This is a genomic window from Aerococcus sp. UBA6277 (assembly GCF_002440555.1).
Lineage (GTDB): Bacteria > Bacillota > Bacilli > Lactobacillales > Aerococcaceae > Aerococcus.
In genome coordinates this window covers 1-4310 of the sequence record NZ_DJUR01000037.1, presented here as the reverse complement: position 1 = coordinate 4310, position 4310 = coordinate 1, and the positions used below count along the sequence as shown (strand labels likewise).

Here is a 4310-nt window from a genome sequence, read left to right as displayed (position 1 = left end):
TCAGTTTAACGGTAGGGTTTCATTGTCCATAGCTCCTCCTTTATTTTTCATCATTTACCTTATCTAAATGGTTCTGTTGCAAAGTTTTAAATCTACTATTCAAATAAGGTAGAATAATAGAAAAAGATAGCAGGAGGAATGACGATGAATCATTTTAAAGGAAAGCAATTTCAGCAGGATGTGATTATTGTAGCCGTGGGCTACTATCTTCGTTATAACCTTAGCTATCGTGAAGTTCAAGAAATCTTATATGATCGTGGCATTAACGTTTCTCATACGACGATTTATCGTTGGGTGCAAGAATATGGCAAACTACTCTATCAAATTTGGAAAAAGAAAAATAAAAAATCCTTTTATTCATGGAAAATGGATGAAACGTACATCAAAATTAAAGGAAAATGGCATTATTTGTATCGAGCCATCGATGCAGATGGTTTAACCTTGGATATTTGGTTACGTAAAAAACGGGACACACAAGCAGCCTATGCTTTTCTTAAGCGGTTAGTGAAGCAGTTTGATGAACCGAAGGTTGTAGTCACAGATAAAGCCCCCTCTATTACAAGTGCCTTTAATAAACTAAAAGAATACGGCGGCTTTTATCAAGGTACAGAACATCGTACCATTAAATACCTGAATAATTTGATTGAACAAGACCATCGTCCAGTAAAGAGACGCAATAAATTCTATCGAAGTTTACGCACTGCCTCTACCACGATTAAAGGCATGGAAGCCATTCGAGGATTATATAAGAAAACCCGAAAAGAAGGCACTCTCTTCGGGTTTTCGGTCTGTACTGAAATCAAGGTATTATTGGGAATCCCAGCTTAAATCATAGATACCGTAAGGGATTTTATTCTTTATTTAAAAACTTTGCAACAGAACCCTTTAGACATACGTATGTCAGTCTGGCAGTTGAACAAGGAATAGATAAAGATACAATAGCTAAACAAGTTGGGCATGCTAATACTAAAATGATTGATAATATTTATTTACACGTTACCGACAAGATTGAACAAGACATTGGAGAAAAATTACATAGCTTTCAGATATAATTTGCTCCCTTTATGCTCCCTAGCGCTCCCTTTTTGGCATCGAATTTTAGATACAAAAAAAGACGAGGTATCAAAACCCCGTCATATCAATCTTAGTTGATTACGCTTTAACAACGTTAGCTGCTTGTGGTCCACGGTTTCCGTCTTCGATTTCGAAAGAAACTTCTTGACCTTCTTCTAAAGATTTGAATCCTTCACCTTGAATAGCTGTGAAGTGAACAAATACATCGTCAGCGCCGTCGCGTTCGATAAATCCAAAACCTTTTTCTGCGTTAAACCATTTAACTTTACCTTGTTCCATAATAATAGAATCCTCCTCGTGCTCATGCACATATTTCTTTAGTAATTCTTGCACGGCTCGAGTAAAACTTTTAAGTGGCTAGCACTTTTAAAAATGTATAACTTTTTACCTATCCAAAAATTCTAATTTTATTGTAACATGGACAAATATTTTTAGCAATGATTAATAATAAGTGAAGTTATTTTTATTATTCAAAAATACCATATTCCTGTAAACTTAAGAAAGCATCGCCACCCACAATGATGTGATCCAATACTTCTATGCCAATCAAATCCCCCACTTCAGCCAATCGTCTAGTAAAATCGATATCCGCCTGAGAAGGCGATGGATTACCGGATGGATGGTTATGGGCGACAATAATTCGCGCAGCAGACGCCCGAACCCCTTCTTTAAAGATTTCCCTTGGATGCGCGACACTTGCATTTAAACTTCCAACGAATATGGTCTTCTCTTTAACGATTTGATTTTTTGTATTTAGATATAAGGCCATCACATTTTCCTGCTGCAGGTCTTTTAATTTCTCAATACAATAATTCCCCGCATCTTTTGTCGACATAATCACGCCCAATTTTTCCTGGTTAGATTGGTATAAGCGCCGACCAAACTCTATAGCAGCTTGTATTTCAACCGCCTTAGCTGGCCCAACACCAGGTAACTGAATTAAATCATGGTAAGAAGCCGTACGCAAATCATACCTCGTCCCGAAATGCTGGATAATTTTCATAGCCAATTGAATGGCGTTCAAACTCCGGTTGCCTGTCCTTAACACAATAGCTAGTAACTCATACATAGTCAACGATTCCGCCCCGTGGGTCATCAACCGTTCCCTCGGCCTAATCTCCTCTGGCAGCTCATGTATGGTTGTCTTTAATAACACTTGATTTTCAGTCATTCCTTCACACCCCTCTACCATATTTATACGTGGAAAAAGTGCTAACTTGACCAAACTAATAATGAATCGAAATCAGGTTTCGCTTATTTTGGCAAAAAGAAAAACATGCAACTTTCGCTACACGCTCTTATAACAATTCACTTGTATTTTTAGCTGATGTCACAGAAAATCCTAGAACAAGCCAGTGATTTCCCCATCTTTTTTAATATCCATATCCAAGGCTGCTGGATTTTTTGGCAAGCCTGGCATGGTTAACACGTCACCCGTCAAGGCCACAATAAAGCCTGCCCCAATTTTTGGCACCAATTCACGCACTGTCACATCAAAGTCTTCTGGTCGACCCAAGGCCTTTGGATCATCAGACAGTGAATATTGGGTTTTCGCCATACAAATTGGTAAATTACCCCAGCCATTTTTCTCGAAACGACGCATTTGATTTTGCGCTTTCTTAGAAAAGATTACATCACGTCCGCCATAAACTTTCTGCACAATGGCACGGGCTTTCTCTTCTAAATTCGTTGCTTCATAAGCATAAGTCGCTTTAAATTCCTGGTCATTACCGTCAATTGCAGCTACGACAGCGTCTGCCAAGTCCAAACCACCCTGGCCACCATCAGCCCATACAGATGATTTCACACAAACGACCCCAAGTTCAGCACACTTGTCTAAGACAACCTGTTCTTCCGCTTCGGTATCCGTCACGAATTCATTCACACAAACAACCACTGGCACTTGGAAATTCTGCATGGTTTCAATATGTTTTTGCAGATTGGCAAAGCCAGCCGCCACCGCTTCAACGTTTTCCCCTGCATTCAAGTCTTTCACCGCAACGCCACCGTGCATCTTCAATGAACGTATGGTCGCCACAACAACGACTGCATCCGGCGCTTTTCCAAGTACGGGCACTTTAATGTCCATGAATTTTTCGGCCCCTAAATCAGCCCCAAACCCCGCTTCAGTTACCACATAATCCGCCAATTTCAAGGCTGCATGTGTCGCCACAACTGAGTTACAACCATGGGCAATATTAGCAAAAGGCCCCCCATGCACAAATGCTGGCGTATGCTCTAAAGTCTGGACTAAATTCGGTGCAATTGCGTCCTTCATGACCAAGGTTAAAGCCCCTTCAGCCCCTAAATCAGCTACAGTAATTGGCTGACGGTCACGGTTTTCCCCAATGACAATCCGGGCAAACCGCGCACGCATGTCTTCAAGGTCTGTCGCTAAACATAAAATCGCCATAATTTCTGATGCCACGGTAATATCAAATCCGTCTTGCCGCGGGAAGCCGTTCCCAATGCCACCTAAGGCCACTGTAACCTCACGTAAAGCCCGGTCATTCAAGTCAACCGCCCGCTTCCAAGTCACCCGACGGACGTCGATATCCAACTCATTCCCTTGGTGGATGTGGTTGTCGATTAAAGCAGATAAGGTGTTATTGGCCGTTGTAATGGCATGCATGTCGCCTGTGAAATGGAGGTTAATATCTTCCATCGGTTGGATTTGCGCGTAACCACCACCTGCAGCACCACCCTTAACCCCCATAGTTGGCCCTAACGAAGGCTCACGTAAGGCGATCATAGTTGACTTGCCGCGCTGACTCAATGCGTCCCCTAAACCAACTGTTGTTGTCGATTTCCCTTCACCTGCAGGCGTCGGGTTAATGGCTGTCACCAAAATCAACTTGCCGTTTTCATTCGATTCAATTTTTCCCAAGGTTTTTGCAGGTACCTTGGCCTTATATTTTCCATATAAATCGATATCGTCCACATTAAAACCAATTTTTTCAGCAATTTCACTTATCGGTGCCAACGCATTTTGTTGGGCAATTTGAATATCTGTTAACATGACAAAACCTCTTTCTATGACATCATTTTCTCAGTTTATTCTAGCATACTTCTAAGGCCATCTAATACTTTCTTGAAAAAGGACGATTCTTGTCTTTGCTAGCTAAACCGCCATAGATAGAGGTGTCAGAAAGCTGACGTTTACCTCTTTTGCCCAAAAGCACTTTCGCACTAAAAAAAGACTGGCCCACGAGAGTTGAATCTCTACCCGAAAACTG

General features: G+C 41.3%; 5 protein-coding genes. 2 read left to right on the top strand and 3 right to left on the bottom strand.

The window, feature by feature from the left end; all coding sequences use genetic code 11:
* Positions 1 to 144: 144 nt before the first annotated feature.
* Both B2V22_RS06680 and B2V22_RS08515 read left to right on the top strand, forming a co-directional pair.
* On the top strand, positions 145 to 828 hold the full coding sequence (locus tag B2V22_RS06680) for an IS6-like element IS1216 family transposase (RefSeq protein WP_290491316.1): 684 nt from the start codon (positions 145 to 147) through the stop codon (positions 826 to 828).
* A complete protein-coding gene (locus B2V22_RS08515; protein WP_414632276.1) occupies positions 807 to 1052 on the top strand; it encodes a tyrosine-type recombinase/integrase in 246 nt (81 codons plus the stop codon). Before B2V22_RS06680 ends, B2V22_RS08515 begins: the two co-directional genes overlap by 22 nt.
* Positions 1053 to 1152: 100 nt before the next feature.
* Here the strand turns inward: B2V22_RS08515 and cspD are convergent, their stop codons facing one another.
* The 3 genes from cspD to B2V22_RS06665 all read right to left on the bottom strand — a co-directional run bounded on the left by cspD (position 1153) and on the right by B2V22_RS06665 (position 4093).
* Positions 1153 to 1353 carry a cold-shock protein CspD gene (gene cspD, locus B2V22_RS06675; RefSeq protein ID WP_290491314.1) on the bottom strand — a complete coding sequence of 67 codons (201 nt, stop codon included), beginning with the start codon at positions 1351 to 1353 and terminating at the stop codon, positions 1153 to 1155.
* A 187-nt stretch (positions 1354 to 1540) separates the two neighbouring features.
* Entirely contained in the window at positions 1541 to 2245 is a 705-nt protein-coding gene (gene radC, locus B2V22_RS06670; protein WP_290491312.1) for a RadC family protein, read from the bottom strand.
* 171 nt (positions 2246 to 2416) lie between these two features.
* Positions 2417 to 4093, bottom strand: coding sequence for a formate--tetrahydrofolate ligase (locus tag B2V22_RS06665; protein WP_290491310.1), 1677 nt, complete (start codon positions 4091 to 4093; stop codon positions 2417 to 2419).
* Positions 4094 to 4310 lie beyond the last annotated feature (217 nt).

Bases quoted from the DNA above. Each gene is read 5' to 3' on its own strand.
- B2V22_RS06680 (WP_290491316.1), top strand. From the start codon at position 145: ATGAATCATTTTAAAGGAAAGCAATTTCAGCAGGATGTGATTATTGTA.
- cspD (WP_290491314.1), bottom strand. From the start codon at position 1,353: ATGGAACAAGGTAAAGTTAAATGGTTTAACGCAGAAAAAGGTTTTGGA.
- radC (WP_290491312.1), bottom strand. From the start codon at position 2,245: ATGACTGAAAATCAAGTGTTATTAAAGACAACCATACATGAGCTGCCA.
- B2V22_RS06665 (WP_290491310.1), bottom strand. From the start codon at position 4,093: ATGTTAACAGATATTCAAATTGCCCAACAAAATGCGTTGGCACCGATA.